The organism is Natronomonas gomsonensis (genome assembly GCF_013391635.1).
GTDB lineage: Archaea > Halobacteriota > Halobacteria > Halobacteriales > Haloarculaceae > Natronomonas > Natronomonas gomsonensis_A.
In genome coordinates this window covers 910,964-931,596 of sequence record NZ_JACAWU010000002.1, presented here as the reverse complement: position 1 = coordinate 931,596, position 20,633 = coordinate 910,964, and the positions used below count along the sequence as shown (strand labels likewise).

The following is a 20,633-nucleotide window of genomic DNA, read 5'->3' as shown; positions in this document are numbered from 1 at the left end:
ACAGCCATTACTGACGGAGTTGTCGCCGTTGGGCGCACCATAGAATGTAGGTTCTTGGCCCTCTTCTGCTGCTACAATTGAACCACCGCTTGCCGACGTGATTGTAACACCCTTGAGATTATCTCCGCCGATTTCATCACCTGCTTCGAGGTCCCCGAAATCGTCTACGCATACCGTTTCTTCTTATGTACAGCTCCCGATACTGTACTGGAAGTAGGTCGCCCAGTTTCCGCCGTCGGTGATTTCACAGCCCTCACAGCCGTCGCCCCACGCAGTTTCGTCTGCGGTGCAGTCCTGGAGCACCTCGATGCCATCGAGGTCGAACCCGTCGGCGTTCCCATTGTGGGGGCCGGGATCGGTCGTATCGACGATACGGAGTTTCTCCGTCGACTCGACCTCGTCGTAGTTCTCGTCGGCAGGGTCTCCGAGATCGAACGTCGATAGCGTGTGTGCTTCGGGGCTTCCCTCGTCGCCCTGTCCCGAGTTGTCGGCCTGGCCCAGGTATACCCACTCGTCATCGTACCACGCATAGACGTCGGCCGATTCCAGTGGATACGGTGCGAACGTAACTTCCCAGAGTCGCAAGTCATCACCGTCGCCGTTCACTACGGGGCAGTCGAAGGTGACCTCGACCCAGCCACCTTCCTCCTCGAATCCGCCATCTCCATCGGGCATGAATCCGAGGCTGAAGAAATCCCCGTCGGGATACGCCTTGACCAGCGCGTCTTCGGGATTCGACCTGTCCTCATCGATGTCATTTCCATTCTTTTTGACGCCCTGCTCGGCCTCGTAGGTCGCATCCGCAGCGAAGTACGGTGCTTCTTCGAGAACCTCGTCAACCACTGCGTGGGCGGCAACCCAGATACAGTCGCCTTCCGCTACGCCACAGCTGTCGCCTACGTCCCACTTGCCACCCCCGCCTTTGCCGTTTCCGCCCCCGAGTTCGTACTCACAAATCTCGTCGAAACTGATAGTGTACGTGTCCTCAGTGACACCGTCACCGTAATCTTCCTTGCTGAACGGGAACTGACCGGGGGAGCTTGACAGCTCCCGAGGGTCCGTCGTGCCAACGTACAGGTGCGTTTCCCTGAGATACCAGTCGTTTTCGGTATCGTCGTTCAACTCGTAATTGACGTCGATTTCTTCCTCACCGCTCCTCCGTACATACACCGTGCCGACCTCGATATCCTGTGCAGCACACAGTGGGACTTCGGTTTCACACGCTTCCGCTGCCGCACAATCGTCCGAACAATGACCGTCAGCAGCAACCGTCCCGCTTGCCGACACACCAACCAATCCCGCGCCCGAGGCCGCCGCCGCACTTTTCAGTACTGTTCGTCTATTGATTCCCCATTCTGGCTTCTCTGATTTTCGGCTCATCTGTTACCACCCCTAACGGGTAGAATTACCTTCCAGAAGTGAAATCAAATAAAGAGAAGATGGTTCAGAATCGTTCATCGTTTAAACGTAATACCGGAAATTTATTGGATAATATATGATTGAAATATATGATAATAATACGGTTGCAGGTCGGATTTCAGCGCGTGAAACAACCGGTAGGTACTTATTATAATCGAGGAAGCGGTCCTCTGGACCCCCTTGCCGGGAAAATCGCTGACCGGTGGATACCTTGGTAAATCGGTACTCGGAATGGTCGGGGCCGGCTTTCGGGACGGGGCGTCCGAAGACGAACGGGACGTCGAGCACTGTCACCAGTAGTTCTTAGCCCGTCGGGTCCGTCCGTCGGGTGTGTCACCGGAACCCCCCGTCGACCGGGAAATCAGCGCCCGAGACGAGAACGTCCATCGAACCTGGAGTAATACTCTCGACCCTATCGAGTCGGTCGAACCGGGGTCAGTCGTACGATTCGAGTGCCGCGGAGCGCCGGACGGTCACTTCGACAGCGAGTCGACGGTCGAAGCCCTCGAGACGATGTCTTTCGAGGGGCACCCGCTGACTGGCCCCGTTCGAGTCGAGGGGGCCGAACCGGGTGACGTACTCGCCATCGAGTTCCTCGACTTCCAGCACAAGGGGTTCGGTGTGAGTTACTTCTATCCGGGCGATACGGGGAAGGGACTACTTCCCGAGGCGTTCGACGACCCCGGACTCCACGTGTGGGACCTCGAGGGCGATGTCGGCCGGTTCGTGAACGGAATCGAAGTCCCGCTACACCCGTTTCCGGGTGTCGTCGGCGTCGCGCCGTCGGAGTCGGGAACCCACAGCACCGTCCCACCGCGACCGGTGGGTGGCAACGTGGACATCAAACACCTCACGGCGGGGTCGACGCTGTACCTCCCGGTCGAGGCCGAAGGTGCGCTGCTCAGCATCGGCGACTGCCACGCGGCACAGGGTGACGGTGAGGTGTGCGTCACCGGCATCGAGGCTCCGATGTTCGTCACCGCTCGGCTCTCGGTGCGGTCGGATATGGACATCGACGGCCCTCAGTTCGAGACGATGGGACCGTTCACGGCGAGTGGTGCCGACGAACCGACCTACGGGACGACGGGTGTCGCAGACGACCTCATGGAAGCGACGGAACTGGCCGTCCGTCACATGGTCGACCACCTCGAAGCGGAGCGGGGACTCACTCGCGAGGAGGCGTATCTCCTCTGTTCTGCCGCGGTCGATTTGAAAATCAATCAGGTCGTGAACCGACCGACGTGGACGGTGTCGGCGTACCTTCCGGAGAGCATCTTCCCGAGCGATGACGCGAGGTAACTCTGAATAGCGCTACACCAATGCTAACTGTCCACATAATATGTCGAATAGGTGAGAACTTTGGGTTCCACCGAAGCATCCGTTGGTTCTGCTGAATCGGACAATATTTCTGAAGAACACCGCATACACGCAGTGATGTTCTGGTGATGGCGTCTACACTGGATGTTCGTATACTAATTTGGCGAAATGAGCGACGTATACGGAACCCTTATCCGTGTACCTCTACTCCGGTTAATCGCAATGGTAAACGGTAAGGTTGATTTCTTCAACGACACAGGCGGCTACGGTTTCATCGCGACTGAGGACTCTGACGACGACGTTTTCTTCCACATGGAGGACGTTGGCGGTGAGGATCTGACGGAAGGGACGGAAATCGAATTCGAGATCGAACAGGCCCCCAAGGGCCCCCGCGCGACGAACGTCGTCCGCGCGTAATTAACGGTTACTGCACCGTCGCCACACGGCGACGCCACGTAACTTCGCTTCTTTCGAGGACTGCTCCGATAGCGACAGCGCTACAGAAGGTGCAGGAACGGGTTTCGACCGATTCCCGACGACCTCGTTTTAATAATCACCCCCACGAGACGGCAGTATGGTCACTCGATACTCGAACGGACGCACGCCTCGGAGGCGACGATGGTAGACGTCGCCTTCTCCGCGGCGCGAGTCCTCCTCGCTCTGTTCCTGGTCGTCCTGAACGGCTTTTTCGTCGCCTCGGAGTTCGCCTTCGTCCGGGTTCGGTCCACGTCGGTCGAACAACTGGCCGAGGAGGGACGCGCCGGTTCCGGCGTCCTACAGGACGTGATGGAGAACCTCGACGACTACCTCGCGGCGACCCAGCTCGGTATCACCATCGCCTCGCTCGGTCTCGGGTGGATCGGCGAACCGGCCGTCGCAGCGCTCATCGAACCGGTTCTCGAATCACTGCTGCCGGCGAGTCTCATCCACCTCGTGGCTTTCGCGATCGGCTTCAGTTTCATCACGTTCCTCCACGTCGTCTTCGGCGAACTCGCGCCGAAGACCATCGCCATCGCCGACGCCGAGCGGGTCTCGCTGTTGCTGGCCCCGCCGATGAAACTCTCCTATTACCTGTTTAAACCCGGCATCGTCGTGTTCAACGGCACCGCCAACGCCTTCACCCGCCTGCTCGGCATCCCGCCGGCCTCCGAGAGCGACGAGACGCTCGAAGAGCGTGAAATCCGTCGCGTACTGATGCGGTCGGGAGAGGAGGGCCACGTCGAGATGGCCGAAGTCGACATGATAGAGCGAGTCTTCGACCTCGACGACACCGTGGTTCGGGAGGTGATGGTGCCGCGACCGGACGTGGTGAGCGTTCCGGCCGACCTGTCGTTGTCGGAGTTGCGGACGATGGTTCTCGACGCCGAGCACACGCGCTATCCCGTCGTCGAGGCCGACGATGCCGACCGCGTGCTCGGGTTCGTCGACGTGAAAGACGTGCTCCGCGCCAGCGAGACCGGGTCGGAGTCGGCGACCGCCGGCGACCTCGCACGCGAAATCGTCGTCGTTCCGGAGACGACGACGGTCAACGACCTCCTCTTGCAGTTCCGTGACGAACAGCGACAGATGGCTGCCGTCATCGACGAGTGGGGGGCCCTCGAAGGCATCGCGACCGTCGAGGACGTCGTCGAGGCCATCGTCGGCGACCTCCGAGACGAGTTCGACGCCGAGGGACGTGAACACTCGATACGCAGCCTCGACGACGACACCTACGATGCCGACGGCTCGGTTACGCTGTCGGCCGTCAACGATGCACTCGACACCGACTTCGAAGGCGAGGGCTTCGAGACGCTCGCGGGGTTGGTGCTCGATCGTCTCGGGCGGGCTCCCGAGGTCGGCGACAGCATCGAGGCCGACGGGTACGGCGTCGAGGTGACGAGCGTCGACGGCGCCCGGATTTCGACGCTCCGAATCAGGAACACGACCGACGACCCGGATACGTCGACGGAGTGATCTCCCGTCGCCGGTCGGTACATCCCGAAATCCAGAAGGTTTACGCCCGAAGAGCGGCCGAACGTACCCGTGCTTGAACTCGCTATCGTCCTGAAATGGCTCGTCGCGTTCGCGGCGCTGACCGCGGTCGGCGCGCCGCTGGCGGCGGCCGCCTTCCCCCGGCTCCCGCGTCGCGGTGCGGCGCTGGCCCTCCCAGCGGCCGTCGTCCCGCTTGCCCTGTTCGTCTTCTGGATCGGACAGGTGACCTTCGGCCTCCACACCGTCCTCGTCGGCCTCGGCCTCGTCGTCGCGGCGTCGGCGCTAGCGTATCGCCGCGGCGCCGAACCGGAGTGGCGCGCCGTCGCCGGCGGCTACGCCGTCTTCGCCGTCGGGTTCCTGTTTCTCGTCTCCTTCCGGATGTACAACGCAGGCATCACGCCGGCCGGGGGCGAACAGTTCCTCCACTTCGGATTGGTGAAGGCGCTGTTGCGAGCGGAGGCGCTTCCGCCCGAGGACTTCTGGTTCGCGGGCGAACCGCTGCGATACTACTACGGCACCCAGATGCAGGTCGCCAGTTACACGCTGTTGACCGACACCGCGCCACGGTATGGCTTCAACCTCGGCATCGCCGCCTTCTACGGCTTCCTCGTCGTGTCGGCGTACGGGCTCGTCGGTGCCGCGACGGCGCTCCGCGGTCGCTCCTACCGTCTCGGCGGCGCACTCGGCGTGTTCTTCGTCGCCCTCGCGGGCGCGCTGACGACCGCCGTCCGCCTCGGCTTCGGCCTGCTTCCCCGCGAGACCGCCCTCGAGTACGGCCGGCCCGCCTTCGATGCGGTCCGGCACATGCCCTACGAGGAGGCCGTCGTTCGGCTGAGCAATCCCTTCGAGTGGGGCTGGTTCTACACCCGCTACGTCGTCCCGAACACCCTCCAGGAGTTCCCGCTGTACTCCTTCGTGAAGTCCGACCTCCACGGGCACGCGCTGGCCAACGGTTACATCCTCTTTGCTGCCGCCCTGGCGCTCAGTTACTACCTGACGCCAGCCGAAGAACGCGGCCGGCGTCTCGCCCTCGTCTACGGTGGGATGGGACTCGTCGCGGGCGTCTTCGGCTTCATGAACACGTGGTCGCTGCCGACGGTCGTCGGACTGGCGTGGCTCGCACTCGCTGCCGCTGACGCCCACCCGGCGACGCTCCTCCCCGGCGTCGGCGACCGCCTGACGTTCGATGCCGACCTCGAATCTGGCGACCGCCTCGAATGGCTCGGTGCCGAACTGTGGCGCATCGTCCTCGCGGGCGTCCTCGCGGCGGGCGTCGGGTTGGTCGGCGTCGCTCTGGCCTCGCCGTTCCTCATCTTCGGCAACGTTCCGACCAACGAGGGTGTCGGCTTCCTCCCGCCGCGGACCGACCTCTGGCCGTTCCTCGTCATCTACGGCAACGTGCTGGCGCTGTTCGCCGGCTACTTGCTCTACAGCGGCCGCGAGGCGATTCGTGATGCCTCGCCCGTCGCCGTCGCAGCCGTCTCGCTGTCGGGGCTGGCCGCCGTCGCCGCCTTGCTCTGGGTCGTCGACTTCGCAGTGCTGGCGGTCACCGGCCCGCTGTTGCTCGGTGCGTGGTGGCTCCTCCGGACGGACCGAATCGGCTTCGAGGGCCTGCTGCTCGTCGCTGGTGTCGGCCTCATCCTCTCGATGGACATCGTCTACGCGAAGGTGTGGCCGCCGACCCAGATTCGCTGGAACACGACGCTGAAAGTCGCCGTCCAGGGGTGGACGCTCGCTGCGGCAGGCATGGGTGGAGCGAGCGCGCTCGTCCTCTCGGATGCTCGTCAGTATCTCGCGGAGCGACTGTCGACCGAATCCGCCGACGCATCGACCGACACTGCCGCCCGCGCAGACGGCGGGGCAAAAGACGGAACAGGTCGGATTCCCTCGATGCCGACACCGACGCGCTCGGCGGTCATCGCCGGGACGTTGGTCGTCGCCGTCATCCTCTTGAGCAGTCCGTTCGCCGTCCTGACCTTCGCCGGAGAGGTTGGGTCCGATGCGGCCGCCGACCGGGACGCGACCATCGACGGACTGGCGACCCACGAACGCTGGCACGCCGAAGAGATGCAAGCCATTCACTGGCTCGACGACCGGCAGGGGACGCCGACCATCGTCGAGGCGCCGGGTCGGTCGACGTACCGCTGGAGCAGTCCCGCCTCGACGCTGACTGGCCTGCCGTCGGTCATCGGGTGGGACCACCAGCAGGGGTATCGCGGCGTCGAGGCCTTCGAGCGCCGCGCCGAGGAGGTCGACGCCGTCTACGACGGGCCGTGGTCCGACGCCGCAGCGACACTCCGCACCTACGACGTGCAGTACGTCTACGTCGGCCCCAACGAGCGCGAACAGTACGGCGAGAACCTCCGGGCGTTCGACGAGCGGCCGGAGCTATCGGTCGCCTTCGAGAACGAGGCGGTGACTATCTACGAGGTCGACGGCTCCGCGCTCTCCGACTCCGGGAGTGGCTGACGGCGTTCAGCCGGCCGTCTCGTTCCCGGGTGCCGTCTGCTCGATGACGTATCGCTGGCCGACCATCGGGTCCAGTAGGCTGTCGACCGGCGCGCGGTCGTCTCTAAGTATCGGCACGTCGTCGGTCGGTTCGTCGCTCCGATAGCTCCCGATTTCGCTCTCGAGGTCGATGCCGATGTCGCGCTGGCGGTTCCGTTCGCGGAGTTCGGCCTCGGTCACCTGCTCGGGGTTCTTCGTGGCGACGATTTCGATGTTCTGGACGACGCTCGACCCGGCGGTGGGGAAACTGTACACCTGCGGGTACACCTGCTCCATCGTTCGGAACTCGGCGCGGTAGAACTCCGAGGCCGGCCCGCTCGGTGCCGAGATGAGGTTCGCAAACAGGATGCCGTCCTCCGAGAGGCGGTCGTTGGTCAACTGCATGAACTCCACCGTCGTCAACTGGAACGGTACCTTGTCCTTCTTGTAGGCGTCCAGGACGATGAGGTCGTAGGTGTGGTTCGTGTTCCGGAGAAACCGCCGGCCATCGCCGTTGTGGATGTTGAGTTGCTCCGACTCCTCGACCCGGAAGTACTGCTCGGCGACGTCGATGACTTCGGGGTCGATTTCCACCACGTCGACGGTGGCGTTGTACTCGGCGGCGAACCGTTTCGGGCCGGTGAACCCACCGCCACCGACGAACAGCACTCTATCGATGTCGTCGGGGTCCTTCGCGAACAGATACGGCATGTGGAAGTACCGCGTGTACTCGAAGACGTGGCGGTTCGGGTCGTTCAGGTCCATCGCGCTGTGGCGCTGGCCGTCCAGATACAGCGTTCGGGTGTCGCCGAGGTCGGCCACCTCGAGTTCCTGATACGGCGTCTGGGTCTGGTAGATGACTTGTCCGCCCGTCGAGACGCCGACGGCGCCGCTACCGATGGCGGCGACGAGAAGCACCGTGACGCCGACGGTGGCGAACAGCGGTTCGCGATTCATCCTCGGCAGCGAGATGGACAGCGCCGTCCCGACCAATAGCAAACCGAACAGGAAACTGATGGCCTCGATGCCGAGCGACGGGATGAGAAAGAAGGTGGTCCCGAAGGCACCGAGGATGCTCCCGACGGTCCCGACTGCGTACACCCGACCCGAGGCCTCGCCGATTTTCTCCGTGTTCGACAACTCGGCGGCGTAGGGGCTGATGAAGCCGAGCAGGTAGGTTGGGGGGCCGAACAGCAGCGTGATGGCCGGCAGTGAGGCGAACCGACTGGGTAACGGGAACGACGACCCCGCCGCCAACAGCAGGTCCCCGGCGAAAATCAACAGCGCGACGTAGGCCGCAGTTCCAAGCAACAGCCACGTCAGACGGTTGACGCTGGCTCGCTCGGCGGCGCGCTTGCCGCCGAAGTGATAGCCGAGACTCAGCGCCGCGAGGAACACTCCGATGATGCTTCCCCAGGTGTAGATACTGCTGCCGAACTGGGGAGCGACCATTCGGCCGGCGAGTATCTCGAGTCCCATACTCGCCACACCGGAGACGAACACCGCGAGTTCGGGTGCGGTCACCCGACCGTACGACCGACCCGGAAACGAATCCATATGTTAGTCGGTACGGCTTTCCGTGAATAAAGGTTGTCGAGGCGGAAGCGACGGTTACTCGTCGTCGACCAGTGCCGCGTCGCCGTACTCCTCGCGGAGTCGTTGGAGGTACTCCCGACCCGCTTCGACCCGCGGCGTCGGTTCGGCGTAGGCATCCGCAAAGAGGTCCTCGGGGTTTGCCTCCACGTCAGTCCCGCGGTCGATGGCGTCGGCCACGGTCTCCCGCACCTCCTCGCCGATGGCGTCGATGCGTTCCTCGTCGAGCGAGCCCCGTTCTCTGAGGAACGTCTCCATCCGGGGTATCGGGTCCCACTCCTTCCACTGTTCGACCTCGCTGTCTTCCCGGTAGGCGGTGGGGTCGTCGGCGGTCGTGTGGGCGCCGAAGCGGTACTGGATGGCCTCGACGAGCGTCGGCCGCGTCTCGGCGTCGGGGTCCTTCGCCTTCGCGAGCGCCTCAGCGACGACCTCGTAGGTCGCGAGCGGGTCCATCCCGTCGACGACGACGCCCGGGAGTCCATAGGCGGCCGCCTTCTCGGCGTAGGACTCACTCGCGGTCTGTTCGTCGGCGGGATGGGAGATGGCCCACCCGTTGTTGTTGCAGATGAACACCGCGGGCACGTCGAAGACGCCGGCGAAGTTCAGCCCCTCGTGGAAGTCGCCCTCGCTGGTCGATCCCTCGCCGAAGTGACAGACGATGGCGTTGTCGTCGCCCTGCAGTTTCGACGCCCACGCCATTCCCGTCGCGTGAGGGATGTGACCCCCGATGGAGATGTTCAGCGGCGCGATGTTGTGGTCGGTCAGCGCGGCGTTGCCCGACTCGTGGCCCATCCAGTAACGGACGTACTCCGCCAGCGGCCCGCGGTCGATGACGGCACCGTGTTCCCGATACTGGTACAGTATCCAGTCGGCGTCGTCGACGGCGTACATCGACCCGAATTGGGACCCTTCCTGTCCAGCCAGCGGGGCGTAGGTGCCGACCCGGCCCTGTCGCTGGAGGCTGACCATCCGCTCGTCGAAGTGCCGTGCCAGCCGCATGTCGGCGTACAGCTCCACCAACTGCTCATCGGGCAGCGGCGGCTCGTAGTCGTCGTCCAGCGGTCGACCCTCGGAATCGAGTCGCCGGTGTATCTCGTCGTCCGAGCCGAATGTCATACCCCCCGTTCCACCGGGAGGGTCATATCGGTTCGCCATCCGGTGAGATGGCTGTCAGGAGCGGCCGACTGCGCCGACGGTGACGCAACGCTTTTTCCGCCCGGCGCTCTCCGAACGCGTATGACCGACTACATCGTCGAGGAAGAACAGCAACTGTCGCCCATCGTCGTGGCCTCGTCGGCCGTTCTCGTGGCCGCGTTCGTCCTCGGATTGCTGTATCAAATCGTGTTGTTCGTCCTTTGAATCGCCGCCCCCAACGCGAACTTCTCGCTCGGAAGGCCGGACCTCGTCGCTACCGAGGTAGGATTTTTTGACTTCCGACCCCGACCCCCATCCATGTCCGATGCCCTCCAACGGACGATTCGACGCTGTACCGCCGTGTTGGCCATCCCCCTGTCGCTGTACCCCTTGGTGTTCGTCGCCCGACTGGAGACCGACGGCTACCCGTACACGAACCTAATCCTCGAAGTGGCCGACGAAATCGCGCTCGCCGTACTGGTGGGTGCCGTCGGCTACCTCGTCGTGAGCGTCCTCCTGCAGTTCATCGTAGCCGACCCAGCCCCCAGCCAGGGAGTCGACGACACCGGGGCGAACTGATTCATCCTGTTCCAGCGCCCGAGACGGTCACAGCGTCCCCGACAACACCAGCAGGTTCCACGTCGTCACGAGACCGCCGACGACCGCCAGCGCAAGCGGGACGGCGGTCCGGCCCGGCGTCCGCAACACGCGCCACGTCAAATAAAACAGCGTGAACACGACCGCCTTGAGGCCCAACAGTGCGACTGGGCCGTACAGGTCGATGAACGGCCCGGCGATGGGGCCGGCCTCCGCGGCTCCGCCGACTGAGAGCCCCCAGAACGTCGTCGCGGTGTCGCCGACACCGTACAGAAGCACCGCCGCGACCCACAGCGGCCGCTCGGCGTCGGCGAGCAACTCGAAGGGGCTCCGGGCGGGCGTGTCGGCGCTCACTGGGCGCCCTGTCGAGTCAGGGCGTAATAACGGCGGCGGCTGTGAGCGCGACGAGCAGTGTCGCACCGAACAACAGGAGGAAATCGGCGGTCGGCGAGATGTAAGCGGCCGACTCCGACTCTACGCCCTCCGTCTCGACGGCCGTGGCGTGGTCCGTTGCCATACCCACCGTAGCGGACACGTCCGATTTAACCCCCGCTCGGTATCGAGCGTCGAATCGTCAGTCGAAATCGACTGCAGTGTGTCACCGAAACGCACTGACGGCGACGATGGAAGCCCTCTTGAACGCCAGCGAGCAACCGACTGTATGAGCTACACGGTCGGACTCGTCGGCAAGCCCTCGGTCGGCAAGTCCACGTTCTTCAACGCCGCGACCATGAACGACGTGCCGGAGGGCGCGTATCCGTTCACGACCATCGACCCCTCCATCGGCGAGGCGTACGTCCGCGTTCCCTGTGCCGCCCCGGAGTTCGACGAGACGTGTACGCCCGACTCGGGTTTCTGCCGGGCGGGCGAGCGCTTCGTCCCCGTCAAACTCGTCGACGTGGCCGGACTCATTCCCGGCGCCCACGAGGGCGCCGGCCTCGGCAATCAGTTCCTCACCGACCTCAACGAGGCTGACGTGTTGGTCCACGTCGTCGACTTCTCGGGGACGACCGACGCCGAGGGTGAACCCACCGAGGGCCACGACCCACGAGAGGACATCGAGTTCCTCGAAGACGAACTCGACATGTGGTATCTCGACATCCTCGAACGCGGCATCGAGCGCTACGAGGGCGCCTACAACACCGCCGAGACGGACATCGAGGTCGAACTCGCAGAACAGATGACCGCCTTCCGAACCAACGAAGACGAAATCAAACGGCTCATCCGCCGGGTGGGTTGTGGCTTCGACCCCGGCGAGTGGGACGACGACGACCGCGAAACGCTGGCGAGAGAGATTCGACAGGCGACGAAACCAATCGTCATCGCCGCCAACAAGATGGACACCCCCGAGGCACAGGCCAACTACGAGGAAATCACGTCGGACCCCGACTACGACCATCTCACCATCGTCCCTGCCAGTGCCCACGCCGAGAAGGCGCTGAAGGCGGCCGACGAGAACGGCGTCGTCGAGTACGTCCCCGGCAGCGCCGACTTCGAGATAGTCGGCGACATCTCCGAGGAGCAGGCCGCCGGCCTCGACCGCATCGCCGAGTTCGCCGCCGAGTACGACGGCACCGGCGTGCAAGCCGCACTGGAGACCGCGCTGTTCGACACGCTCGACCTGCTGGCGGTGTTCCCCGGCTCTTCGGGCGGCCTCGGCACCGCGGACGGCAAAATCCTTCCCGACTGTTTCCTGTTGCCGCCGGATGCGACCACCTCGGATTTCGCCTACCACATCCACTCGGACCTCGGCGACGGCCTGCTCCACGGCGTCGACTGCCGTGCCGGCCGGCAAATCGCCGGCGACCACGAACTCGACCACCGCGACGTGGTCGAACTCATCACGACGAACTGACCGCTGGCGGGGGGCCGTTGCTGCGGGAGAGAGGTTCTTATCGGTCGAGTGCGTATAACGAACGTGCCCGAGAAACGCGACCGGAACCTGCGGCGACCCGACCACGCCATCCCGCCACAGACTGACGAGATACGCGCGGAACTGGAGGCGGGCGACCGCGAACTGCTGCACTGTCTGAACTGCGGTCGACAGTTGGTCGCGCTTCGACACGGCGAGCGGTGTCTGTTCTGTGGCTCCGGCGCCACCGTCGTCGAGGAGTGGCGCTGAGATTTTCGCTGGTACGTCCGGTTCGGCCCTTCTGTAAGCATACGCCGAGCGCAAGCGAGGCGTTTCACCGGACGCGACCGGAGGGAGCGTCCGGGTCGTTTTTCCCCATGTTTTTACGAGGAGCGGGTCGCGAGCGTAGTGAGCGACCCCGACGAAGTAAAAAGTGGGTGGCTAGCGATACAGCGACATGTAAATCATCGCGAAGCCGACGATGAACGGCACTGTCTCGGCGATTTGCAGGTAGAACAACTGCCGGCCGAGGTCACCGCCCACGCCGACCTGTGTCGTGAGGTTCGTCATCGCGACGCCCATGCTGATGAACGCGAACCCGATGAACGCGTACTGCAGTCGGTCCGAGCCCCGCTTGGAGTACGCCTGAAAGCTGATGAGCGTCAGCCCGAGCGAGAGTCCGAAGAGAACGAGTCGCATCAGAATCAACACGCCCTGCAGGATGTCGACCATGTGCGGGGGATTCCTGCCGTCGTATTAAAACCATCCACCCGGTAGTCCGAGTCGACGCGAACGCCGTCGTCTCACTCGGCGCCGAGGTCGTCCCACAACTGCGTGAAGCGGTCCGGAAGGTTCTCGCGTCGATAGATGCGGACCTTGTACTCGTCGTCCTCCAGTTGGATGACGGTGCTGTCGAAGTTGCACTCGTAGACGTTGTAGTGGTTGCCGTCTTCGGCGACGGCCGTCTGTTCGATGATGAGGTCGTGGTCCTGTAACAGTTCGAGCCGCCGGTAAATCGTCGGGAGCGACAACTCACACTCCTCGGCGAGTTCCTTCGCCGAACGGGGCTGACGACTAATCGCTGCCAGCACCGTCCGTGCGTGTTGGTCGCCGATTGTATCGAGGACATCCTCGATGCTACGGTCGTCTGCCACAATCCGTCTCAGGCAGGGCAGAATAAAAACGTTTCCGACGGTCGCGCCGTCCCCCAATCCGGGACAGCCCGTTTGAAGTAGGTGGCCATCGGAGTGGCCTGCATGTACGATTCCGTGCTGTTGCCGACCGACGGAAGCGACGGGGCCGCCGAGGCACTCGAACACGCCATCGGAGCCGCAACCGCCTACGACGCCGACCTCCACATCATCTCGATTGTCGACCGTCGGGTCGTCTTGGCCGCCGACACCGACGAGAAGGAGACCGTCCGGACCGAACTGTCCGACGACGCGACTGGGGCTGTAGAAGACCTCTCCGCCCGGGCTGCGGAGTCGGACATCGATGCCACGACCGCGACCACAGAGGGCGTCCCTCATCGCGAGATTCTACGCTACGCCGAAGACAACGACATCGACTTGCTCGTTCTCGGAACGCACGGTCGGACCGGCCGCGAGAAACGCCTCCATCTGGGGAGTACGACCGAACGCGTCGTCAAGGAGTCCGAACGCCCCGTCGTCGTCGTCAATATCGGATAGGCCGAACTACTCGACGGTGTTCCGCAGCGTCCCGATTCCCTCGTAGTGGATTTCGATTTCGTCGCCCCGTTCCAACAGACCGGGGTTGGCAGGACTGCCGAAGGAAATCACGTCGCCCGGCTTGAACGTGAAGCGCTCCGAGAGGAACGAAATCACTTCTCGTGGTTTGATGAACATGTTCTCGGTGTTGTCCTCCTGTCGGAGTTCGCCGTTGATGTGAGTCGTCATATCGAGGCCGACGGGGTCGACGTCGGCGACGACGGGGCCGAGCGGTCCCGAGGAGTCGAAGGCCTTCCGGGCGGTGCGGCGCTCTTGATCGAGGCAGTCGAGGTCGTTGAGGATGGTGTAGCCCCGCACCACGTCGTCGACTTCGCTTTCCTCGACGTTCTTGCACTCCGTGTCGATGACGGCGGCCAACTCGCCGGCGTAGGTCAACTCCTCGGTGAAGGTGGGATACGGAATCGGCGTCTCGGGGGCGTGCAGCGAGACGGGGGGCTTGATGAAGAAGTCCGGCACCTCCGGCACTTCGTAGTCCATCTGGTCGACCTTCTCGCCGAAGTTGCGACCGACACAGTAGAACACGGACGGTTCACACGGCGCCAGCAAATCGTACTGAGCGGGTTCGTACGTCCCCTCTTCGGTGTGGACGGTGCCGTCGTCGTCGTACTCGCCTTCGAGGACGCCGTCGGGCGTCTCGATGCGTGCCTGTTTCATGTTCGGGCCGCCGGCCGCCCCGGACTTACGTGTTGTTATCGTCGTCGAGGCGTGTCACGTCGCCGATGGAGACGGTGGCTGTCTTCGCGAACGCCCGTGTTATCGCCAGCGACTCGTTTGCTACGCATCTACCTGTTAAAACGCGGCCCCGACGTTCAAATCAGCAGTCGTCATCACAACGGCCCGATGTCGTCGACCGAGACGACGACGAGCGTTCGGTCCTCGCCGGACATCGGTGAGGCGCTGACGGTCAGCCAGAAGTCCCCGCTGGGAAGCGATGCTTCGCAGTCGACGCCCTGCATCGCGGTTCCGGCGCCGGCGACGACCTCCCAGAGGTACTCACCGTCGGCAATCGACTCCCCGTCGGCGTTCCGGAAGGTCACCGACGGTTCCGCCGGTGAGAGACCGATTAGTTCCTGTCGCTCCATGCCGAACACCTCGGCGGCCCGGTCGTTCGCACGCCGGATGTGGCCGTCCCGCTCCATCAAGAGCAACGGCGCTGGACTTACCTCGAGAATTCGGTCGGTGAGGTCCCGTTCTCGCCGCAGGCGGCGTTCGGTCTCGCGACGCTCGCTTATATCGCGACTGTTGACGACGAACCCCTCGATGTCAGGGTCGTCGAGGCGGTTGGCACCTCGGGATTCGATGTACCGCCAGTCGCCGCTTTTGTGTCGGAAGCGGTACTCGACGGTGGGTCGGTAGTCGGGGTTCGACAGCGATTTTGCGAACTCGCGTTCGACGCGCTCGCGGTCCTCGGCGTGGACCCTATCGAAGGCGCTCTCGCCGCGGAGTTCCCGTGGCACGAACCCCGTCACCTCCTCCATCGAGGGGCTGACGTACTGGAAGGTACCGGTGTCGTCGAGGAGACACACCGTCGCCGGGGAGTGTTCGATGAGGGCTCTAAACCGAGCGCGTTCGGTGCGAATGGCCTCCGTGGCCTGTTCCCGTGTTCGTTCGACCTGCTCGGTCGCCCGCTGTGCATCGACGACGCTCTCGATTCGGTGTGCAAGCCGGGTAAACCGCTCGGAACCGCCCGATTTCGTGATGTAATCCGTGACGCCCAGCGAGATGGCGTCGCTCGCGACGTTCTCGGAGCCTTCGCTCGTAAAGAGGATGAATGGGATGTCGTCGTCGAGGACGCGAACCTGTCGGAGCAACTCGAGGCCGTCGATACCGGGCATCTCGTAATCGGAGACGATGCAGTCGAACTCCGCGAGGCGGTCGGTTACCGACGATGGGTCGGTTATCGCGGTCGTTTGTAGGCGGCAGCTCGTTGCTTCGAGACCCTCCGCAGTGAGGTCACACAGTTCCGCGTAGTCGTCGACGCACGCGACCGATATCGGACGCTCGAGGCTCAAACCCGGGCCAGATGTCGAATTTATCGCCATTTGTGAACACGGATTATACACTCATGATATAAATTCTATGGTGACTATCGTCGGATGAAACACATACCGGTACAGTCACTCGGCGGGATAGGCGACCGACAGTGCCTCTGGAACCACCGCGAGTTCGGCCGCAGTCACCGGCTCCGAGACGGGCGTCCCGTCGAGTTCGACCGGGAGTCCCGCCTCCGAACGGAGCCGTGCGGTCTCACCCGTGGCATATCGAACCGACGGGTCGTCGATTATCCGACCCGCTCTGGCACGCCTTGCGAGCCGAACGGCCGCACGAGGCCCGACCGATTCGACGACGAGGGCATGGAGGAGTCCGTCGCCGCGTCGGGACTCCGGGAGCAGTTCGAAGTCGCTCCCGCGGTAGCGGCCACCGCCGATGGCGACGACACGTGCGGCGCCGTGATACATCGGGTCGCCCCCGACCGACAGCGACAGTTCGACGGGGTCGTCGGCCAGCGTCGCCCATCCGGTTGCGAGGAGGTACGCGAGCGGTCCGGGCAGTCGTCGCAATCGTTCGGCGTAGCCGAGTGCGCTCCGGAACAGTCCGGCAGTAAATCCGAGCACGAAGTACGTCGGGGCGATTCGAGGTGTCGTGTCGGCTCGACCGACCTCCAGCGGCCGCGTCTCGACACCGTCGGCCAACCGAGCGGCGACGCTCCGCCAGTCGGAATCGCCGTAGAGATGCCGATACGAGGAGTTCCCCCTGCCGGCCGGGACGACGAACAGCGGCGTCTCGATGTCGGCGTCGACGAGCGCCGAAGCCACTTCACGGAGAGTTCCGTCGCCACCGATCGCGACCACGAGGTCGGCCCATTTCGCTTGCTCTAGGGCCGCGGTGGAAACGTCGTCTGCGCCGGTCGTGATGATCGCATCGACTTCGGCCCCGGGGAACTGGTCGGACAGTTCGGCGAACAACTCCGCCGCCTTCCCGCTACCGGATTGGGGATTGACGACCGCACCGACGCGCTCGGGTTTCACGGCGACCCCTCCGGGGCGAACGCCTCCAGCGAGACGGACGGGACGCTGTCGACGGCGAACAGTTCGTCGACCCGTTGGGTCGCATCGGACGGTCCGACGCCGGCGGCTTCGAGCCCCGAACGGCACTTGTTGCGGGCGACCGCCCGTATCTCTTCGAGCGGCTTGCCGGCGAATCCCGACGGATGGTCGACCGTCGTCTCGATGGTCCGGCCGTCAGTGGTCGTCACCTCGACGCGGGCGCCCATCCGCTTGTCGGCGTCCGAGAAGTCCGACGGGAGCGGCCGCTTGCGGGCGAAGCGCAGCAGCGTCGGGAGGTGCCGGAGCGTCGCGCCGACGCCGACGGTTTTCGCCGCGTACCCCACGACGGGCACGCCGACCCGGCGAAGCATCGCCCCCACCGGCACTTCGGACTCCAATGCAGCCATCGTAAACGACGCGTCGTGGTGGACGAACACCCGGTCAGCCAAACGCCAGACATCGGCGTCACCGACCCGTCCGGCCAACTGTCGCGGCGTGTGTTCTCCGTCGATGAGCGCCACCGCGACGTTGAACGGAATCGTAAACGACAGCGCGGAGACGGGACTGTTCGGGCCGTCGAGGTACGGCGAGGCGCGGTCGTCGACCTCCGTCGCGAACAGCGACCCGTACACGTCGACGCGTTCGATAGTGGTTCGGCCGCGGTCGAACCGCCCGCGAGCCTCCAGTGCGGCCTCGATTGGCGCCGTCACGTACGCACAGCCGGGGACGCCCTTCACCGTCACGGCGCGGGTGTGCCAACGCTCGCCGAACCCTTCCAGGAACTCCGGAAGCGGAAGGTCGGCGAAGGAATCGAGGAACCCCTCGTCGGCTTCGGTGAGGTCCGGACGGCCGGAGAGCCCAGCGCGTGCGGAATCGACGGCGGCGATGCCGCTCTTGAGCGGTTCGCTCGCACTCCAGACCTTCGCGTCGCTCCCGAGGAACGGCGATTCGAGCGGCCACGGTGGCTGTAACAGCGCGGTCCCGAGAGCGTCGCTCAGCGTTTCGGCGTCGTCGCCCTCAATGACCGCACGTCCCACAGCGGCAGCGACCGCGTGGATGTAGGCGGTCTGTTGCCCCCGGAAGGGGCCGATTGCCGCTGCGGCGGCCAGTCGTGCGGCCACCTCGTTTGCGGCGACGTGTGCGACGAGCAGTCGCTCGCCGCTCGCCCCTGTCGATTCGGCGTACGCCAGCGGGACGAAGACGCTGCTGTGGCCGGTGTGGCCGCCGAGGACGGTGTCGTCGAAATCCAGCGCCATCGACAGCGCGGCGTTGCCGGCCGCCGCACCCTCCGGCGACAGATCTGCGCCTCCGAGGAACGTTGCGTCACCGTCGGCGTGGCTTTCGGTCGCTGTCGCGATTCGCTCGCCGAGTGGGTGAGAGCACGTCCACACCGCCGCACCGACGGTGCTGACCAACTGTGCGCGTGCGGCCCACCGCACCGGACGCGGCACGTCGCGGTACTCCAACTCGGTCGCCCACCGGGCGGCACGCTCCAGAAACGGGTCGAGTTCCGTTTCCTCCTCGCTGCCGAGCGGTAGGCGGTCGGTGACGGTCATTGTTGGCCAGTCGTCGCCCGTCGGTTTAGGCGTTCGCCCGGCCCAGACCGGCCCCGAGGCACGGATTTACCCCTCGACCTCCCGAACCAACTCCGGGCCGTCGTTGGCGGGGTTGTTCACGGCCGTCGAGACCGAGTACGACCGGAGGCCGTCTTCGGGAGCGGGGTCCAGCGGGACGGACTCCCCGTCGAGCCACGCCCCCTCCTCGTCGGGACTGAGGATGACGGCCATCCGGTGGTGCAGCGGCTCGACGACCCCGTTCGGTTCCGTCGTGACGACGGTGAACGTCTCGATTGGGTCGGCCTGCCCTGCCGACCCGCTCTCGCCGCCGTCGAACTCCCCGAGACCGGTCTGGAGCGTGTCGGGCGTCCACCGCTCGTAGAGACCAGCCATCGCGAAGGGGCGGTCGTCCTCGTAGGCGACGCGGTAGGGTCGTTTCCCGCCACCGGTGTCGGCCCACTCGTAGAAGCCGTCGGCGAGAACGAGACAGCGCCGTTGCTCGTAGGCCTCGGCGAAGGCGGGCTTTTCGTCGACGGTCTCCGCGCGGGCGTTGATGTGGCCGTCGCTCCGGTCGTCGGCCCAGCGCGGGACGAGACCCCATTCGAGCCGCTGGATGGCGTCGGGTTGCTCTCCGGTGATGACCGGAAGTCGTTGACTCGGCGCGGCGTTGTACCGCGGCTCGAACTCGAAGGCGAACGTCGCATCGAAGCGGGCTTCGAGTTCCTCCGGTGGCGTGAACAGACTGTAACGGCCACACATGACCGCGACTACGGACTCCGATTCGATATAGGTGCCGGAGATGGAGTTAGCGAACAGGCGGGAATGCGTAACCGGCGGCGGGTCCCACGCTACGGCCTCGACCGACCGCCGGCCTCTCTCAGGTCACGGGCGGTCTGGTCGCGGCATCCGATAAAAAGGGTCGGCCGCTACAGTCTGTCGGCCGTCGGCTTTGTCTTCACGACGATGGTGTCGGCGACGAGGTCACCGACCCGCTGTTTGCGGTCGGTGACGTAGATGGCGACGAGGCCGACGATGTAGAAGAACGGCAGTGCGTCGACGATTCGCAGCAGCGTCCGAATGGCCGAATCGCGGTAGGTAATCGGGTCGCCGTCCTCGGTGACGACGACGATGTCCATCACCATCTTCCCGACGGTCTGTCCGTACTCCGCCTCGAAGTAGATGAAGTAGATGAAAAACAGGAGCGTTCCGAGACCGCCGACTAACACACCGAGAGTCTCGGAAATCACTGCCAGGACCTCGGAGACGATACCTATCAAGAGACCGAACCCGATGGCGTCGACGAGAAACGCGAGGATTCGTTTGACGACGACATCGCCCTCGGTACCCAAATCGGGAAGCGGCCGTTCGAAGGTTACCATGTCCGTTCGGTGCACGTCGGTTGGGGATAAAGATACAGGAAGCCGATTCGGCGCAGGTGGTTCGGTCCACCCGGCCGCCGAGTCGACTCCGCCCGCGAATTTAAACGACAAGCCGCCGTAGCGGCCCCGTGGCCGACGACGACGACCCGACGTTCGCCATTCCGACGCCTCCCGAGCGTCGCTACCCGCGGGGCGGCGGCGTCGAGTACGAAGGCGAGACGGTGTTTTCGGTGCGGCCGACCGCAGACTTCGACGACCGCGAACTCGTCGAACTCGTCCAGTCGGTGCTCGACGCCGGTCCGTATCGGTACGGCGACTGGTTCGACCTGCCGATGCCGCTGTATCTCGTCCACGACGACGACACAGGCGACACGTTCCGCGTCGCGGTCCGGGACGGTGCCGTCGAGTTCCACGTCCTCCCGGCGACGGACTCGGCGGGATTGCGCGGGCTGTATCGCCGATTGACCGATGCGACGGACTCCTCGTGGTCAGTCGCGCGAAAAGGCGAGTGACCGGACCTTTGGATGGGTTTG

23 protein-coding genes are annotated in these 20,633 nt (G+C 64.4%); 10 read left to right on the top strand and 13 right to left on the bottom strand.

Annotation, left to right across the window (positions count from 1 at the left end; genetic code table 11):
* Nucleotides 1-183: 183 nt before the first annotated feature.
* Nucleotides 184-1,170 carry a hypothetical protein gene (locus tag HWX69_RS13280; RefSeq protein WP_178917566.1) on the bottom strand — a complete coding sequence of 329 codons (987 nt, stop codon included), beginning with the start codon at nt 1,168-1,170 and terminating at the stop codon, nt 184-186.
* 579 nt (nt 1,171-1,749) lie between these two features.
* Between HWX69_RS13280 and HWX69_RS13275 the strand changes: the two genes are divergently transcribed.
* From HWX69_RS13275 to HWX69_RS13260, 4 genes are all read left to right on the top strand, one after another.
* A complete protein-coding gene (locus HWX69_RS13275; RefSeq protein WP_178917565.1) occupies nt 1,750-2,718 on the top strand; it encodes an acetamidase/formamidase family protein in 969 nt (322 codons plus the stop codon).
* Nucleotides 2,719-2,958: 240 nt separating this feature from the next.
* Nucleotides 2,959-3,153 carry a cold-shock protein gene (locus tag HWX69_RS13270; RefSeq protein ID WP_156708026.1) on the top strand — a complete coding sequence of 65 codons (195 nt, stop codon included), beginning with the start codon at nt 2,959-2,961 and terminating at the stop codon, nt 3,151-3,153.
* A 201-nt stretch (nt 3,154-3,354) separates the two neighbouring features.
* Entirely contained in the window at nt 3,355-4,689 is a 1,335-nt protein-coding gene (locus HWX69_RS13265; protein WP_178917564.1) for a hemolysin family protein, read from the top strand.
* 69 nt (nt 4,690-4,758) lie between these two features.
* Nucleotides 4,759-7,176 carry a DUF2298 domain-containing protein gene (locus HWX69_RS13260; RefSeq protein WP_178917563.1) on the top strand — a complete coding sequence of 806 codons (2,418 nt, stop codon included), beginning with the start codon at nt 4,759-4,761 and terminating at the stop codon, nt 7,174-7,176.
* Nucleotides 7,177-7,182: 6 nt separating this feature from the next.
* On the opposite strand, the gene HWX69_RS13255 is transcribed toward HWX69_RS13260, so the two are convergent.
* Nucleotides 7,183-8,751, bottom strand: a complete 1,569-nt coding sequence (locus tag HWX69_RS13255) for a spermidine synthase (protein ID WP_178917562.1) — start codon at nt 8,749-8,751, stop codon at nt 7,183-7,185.
* A gap of 54 nt (nt 8,752-8,805) precedes the next feature.
* Entirely contained in the window at nt 8,806-9,903 is a 1,098-nt protein-coding gene (locus tag HWX69_RS13250) for a thiamine pyrophosphate-dependent dehydrogenase E1 component subunit alpha (protein ID WP_178917561.1), read from the bottom strand.
* Between the two features lie 120 nt (nt 9,904-10,023).
* On the opposite strand from HWX69_RS13250, the gene HWX69_RS18300 reads away from it, so the two are divergent.
* Both HWX69_RS18300 and HWX69_RS13245 read left to right on the top strand, forming a co-directional pair.
* Nucleotides 10,024-10,146, top strand: a complete 123-nt coding sequence (locus HWX69_RS18300; protein ID WP_281361577.1) for a hypothetical protein — start codon at nt 10,024-10,026, stop codon at nt 10,144-10,146.
* Nucleotides 10,147-10,239: 93 nt separating this feature from the next.
* Complete coding sequence (locus HWX69_RS13245; RefSeq protein ID WP_178917560.1) at nt 10,240-10,500, top strand: hypothetical protein; 261 nt, start codon at nt 10,240-10,242, stop codon at nt 10,498-10,500.
* Nucleotides 10,501-10,527: 27 nt separating this feature from the next.
* Here HWX69_RS13245 and HWX69_RS13240 read toward each other — a convergent pair whose 3' ends face one another.
* Together HWX69_RS13240 and HWX69_RS13235 are read right to left on the bottom strand one after the other, a co-directional pair.
* Nucleotides 10,528-10,872 carry a hypothetical protein gene (locus HWX69_RS13240; protein ID WP_178917559.1) on the bottom strand — a complete coding sequence of 115 codons (345 nt, stop codon included), beginning with the start codon at nt 10,870-10,872 and terminating at the stop codon, nt 10,528-10,530.
* A gap of 16 nt (nt 10,873-10,888) precedes the next feature.
* A complete protein-coding gene (locus tag HWX69_RS13235; RefSeq protein WP_178917558.1) occupies nt 10,889-11,035 on the bottom strand; it encodes a hypothetical protein in 147 nt (48 codons plus the stop codon).
* A gap of 144 nt (nt 11,036-11,179) precedes the next feature.
* Here HWX69_RS13235 and HWX69_RS13230 point away from each other — a divergent pair, with 144 nt between their 5' ends.
* Nucleotides 11,180-12,373, top strand: coding sequence for a redox-regulated ATPase YchF (locus tag HWX69_RS13230; protein WP_178917557.1), 1,194 nt, complete (start codon nt 11,180-11,182; stop codon nt 12,371-12,373).
* 63 nt (nt 12,374-12,436) lie between these two features.
* Complete coding sequence (locus HWX69_RS13225; RefSeq protein WP_156708015.1) at nt 12,437-12,640, top strand: hypothetical protein; 204 nt, start codon at nt 12,437-12,439, stop codon at nt 12,638-12,640.
* A 171-nt stretch (nt 12,641-12,811) separates the two neighbouring features.
* Here the strand turns inward: HWX69_RS13225 and HWX69_RS13220 are convergent, their stop codons facing one another.
* Entirely contained in the window at nt 12,812-13,102 is a 291-nt protein-coding gene (locus HWX69_RS13220; RefSeq protein ID WP_178917556.1) for a DUF7521 family protein, read from the bottom strand.
* Nucleotides 13,103-13,173: 71 nt separating this feature from the next.
* Nucleotides 13,174-13,524 carry a helix-turn-helix domain-containing protein gene (locus tag HWX69_RS13215; RefSeq protein WP_178917555.1) on the bottom strand — a complete coding sequence of 117 codons (351 nt, stop codon included), beginning with the start codon at nt 13,522-13,524 and terminating at the stop codon, nt 13,174-13,176.
* Between the two features lie 102 nt (nt 13,525-13,626).
* Here HWX69_RS13215 and HWX69_RS13210 point away from each other — a divergent pair, with 102 nt between their 5' ends.
* Nucleotides 13,627-14,058 (top strand): universal stress protein, encoded by a 432-nt coding sequence (locus tag HWX69_RS13210; RefSeq protein ID WP_178917554.1) that lies wholly within the window; start codon nt 13,627-13,629, stop codon nt 14,056-14,058.
* Nucleotides 14,059-14,064: 6 nt separating this feature from the next.
* Here HWX69_RS13210 and HWX69_RS13205 read toward each other — a convergent pair whose 3' ends face one another.
* The 6 genes from HWX69_RS13205 to HWX69_RS13180 all read right to left on the bottom strand — a co-directional run bounded on the left by HWX69_RS13205 (nt 14,065) and on the right by HWX69_RS13180 (nt 20,100).
* The gene (locus tag HWX69_RS13205) at nt 14,065-14,772 is read right to left on the bottom strand and encodes a fumarylacetoacetate hydrolase family protein (RefSeq protein WP_178917553.1); all 708 of its coding nucleotides are present in this window, start codon (nt 14,770-14,772) and stop codon (nt 14,065-14,067) included.
* A 173-nt stretch (nt 14,773-14,945) separates the two neighbouring features.
* Nucleotides 14,946-16,130: a PAS domain-containing response regulator gene (locus HWX69_RS13200; protein ID WP_178917552.1), complete on the bottom strand. Its 1,185-nt coding sequence runs from the start codon at nt 16,128-16,130 to the stop codon at nt 14,946-14,948.
* A 105-nt stretch (nt 16,131-16,235) separates the two neighbouring features.
* Nucleotides 16,236-17,147 carry a diacylglycerol kinase family protein gene (locus HWX69_RS18390; RefSeq protein WP_178917551.1) on the bottom strand — a complete coding sequence of 304 codons (912 nt, stop codon included), beginning with the start codon at nt 17,145-17,147 and terminating at the stop codon, nt 16,236-16,238.
* Nucleotides 17,144-18,721, bottom strand: a complete 1,578-nt coding sequence (locus tag HWX69_RS13190; RefSeq protein ID WP_178917550.1) for an MmgE/PrpD family protein — start codon at nt 18,719-18,721, stop codon at nt 17,144-17,146. Before HWX69_RS13190 ends, HWX69_RS18390 begins: the two co-directional genes overlap by 4 nt.
* A 66-nt stretch (nt 18,722-18,787) precedes the next feature.
* Nucleotides 18,788-19,480 carry an SOS response-associated peptidase gene (locus HWX69_RS13185; protein ID WP_178917549.1) on the bottom strand — a complete coding sequence of 231 codons (693 nt, stop codon included), beginning with the start codon at nt 19,478-19,480 and terminating at the stop codon, nt 18,788-18,790.
* A 167-nt stretch (nt 19,481-19,647) separates the two neighbouring features.
* The gene (locus tag HWX69_RS13180; RefSeq protein ID WP_178917548.1) at nt 19,648-20,100 is read right to left on the bottom strand and encodes an RDD family protein; all 453 of its coding nucleotides are present in this window, start codon (nt 20,098-20,100) and stop codon (nt 19,648-19,650) included.
* A 128-nt stretch (nt 20,101-20,228) separates the two neighbouring features.
* Between HWX69_RS13180 and HWX69_RS13175 the strand changes: the two genes are divergently transcribed.
* On the top strand, nt 20,229-20,612 hold the full coding sequence (locus HWX69_RS13175; RefSeq protein WP_178917547.1) for a hypothetical protein: 384 nt from the start codon (nt 20,229-20,231) through the stop codon (nt 20,610-20,612).
* Nucleotides 20,613-20,633 lie beyond the last annotated feature (21 nt).

What these genes read in the sequence shown, in the direction of transcription:
- HWX69_RS13270 (WP_156708026.1), top strand. Translation starts at nt 2,959, where the DNA reads ATGGTAAACGGTAAGGTTGATTTCTTCAACGACACAGGCGGCTACGGT.
- HWX69_RS13265 (WP_178917564.1), top strand. Translation starts at nt 3,355, where the DNA reads ATGGTAGACGTCGCCTTCTCCGCGGCGCGAGTCCTCCTCGCTCTGTTC.
- HWX69_RS13255 (WP_178917562.1), bottom strand. Translation starts at nt 8,751, where the DNA reads ATGGATTCGTTTCCGGGTCGGTCGTACGGTCGGGTGACCGCACCCGAA.
- HWX69_RS13250 (WP_178917561.1), bottom strand. Translation starts at nt 9,903, where the DNA reads ATGACATTCGGCTCGGACGACGAGATACACCGGCGACTCGATTCCGAG.
- HWX69_RS18300 (WP_281361577.1), top strand. Translation starts at nt 10,024, where the DNA reads ATGACCGACTACATCGTCGAGGAAGAACAGCAACTGTCGCCCATCGTC.
- HWX69_RS13245 (WP_178917560.1), top strand. Translation starts at nt 10,240, where the DNA reads ATGTCCGATGCCCTCCAACGGACGATTCGACGCTGTACCGCCGTGTTG.
- HWX69_RS13235 (WP_178917558.1), bottom strand. Translation starts at nt 11,035, where the DNA reads ATGGCAACGGACCACGCCACGGCCGTCGAGACGGAGGGCGTAGAGTCG.
- HWX69_RS13230 (WP_178917557.1), top strand. Translation starts at nt 11,180, where the DNA reads ATGAGCTACACGGTCGGACTCGTCGGCAAGCCCTCGGTCGGCAAGTCC.
- HWX69_RS13220 (WP_178917556.1), bottom strand. Translation starts at nt 13,102, where the DNA reads ATGGTCGACATCCTGCAGGGCGTGTTGATTCTGATGCGACTCGTTCTC.
- HWX69_RS13210 (WP_178917554.1), top strand. Translation starts at nt 13,627, where the DNA reads ATGTACGATTCCGTGCTGTTGCCGACCGACGGAAGCGACGGGGCCGCC.
- HWX69_RS13205 (WP_178917553.1), bottom strand. Translation starts at nt 14,772, where the DNA reads ATGAAACAGGCACGCATCGAGACGCCCGACGGCGTCCTCGAAGGCGAG.
- HWX69_RS13190 (WP_178917550.1), bottom strand. Translation starts at nt 18,721, where the DNA reads ATGACCGTCACCGACCGCCTACCGCTCGGCAGCGAGGAGGAAACGGAA.
- HWX69_RS13185 (WP_178917549.1), bottom strand. Translation starts at nt 19,480, where the DNA reads ATGTGTGGCCGTTACAGTCTGTTCACGCCACCGGAGGAACTCGAAGCC.
- HWX69_RS13180 (WP_178917548.1), bottom strand. Translation starts at nt 20,100, where the DNA reads ATGGTAACCTTCGAACGGCCGCTTCCCGATTTGGGTACCGAGGGCGAT.